At 66.8% G+C, this 217-nt stretch carries 1 protein-coding gene; it reads left to right on the top strand.

What is annotated here, in order from left to right:
* Positions 1-217: sigma 54-interacting transcriptional regulator (locus tag AC0608_RS13975; protein WP_478289505.1), on the top strand; the 217-nt coding region annotated here is incomplete at both ends.

The following is a 217-nucleotide window of genomic DNA, read 5'->3' as shown; positions in this document are numbered from 1 at the left end:
GAAGAGATCAACCTGGTCGGCGGCAGCGACCTGACGGTGCTGATCACCGGCGAAACCGGGGTGGGCAAGGAGCTGGTGGCCCAGGCGATCCATGGCGCCTCGACGCGGGCCGACAAACCGCTGATCAGCCTCAACTGCGCCGCCCTGCCGGAAACGCTGGTGGAAAGCGAGCTGTTCGGCCACGTGCGCGGCGCCTTTACCGGCGCACTGAATGAAC

This window comes from Flavobacterium sp. GNP008 (genome assembly GCF_056428965.1).
This window is presented reverse-complemented; position numbering and strand designations above follow the sequence as displayed.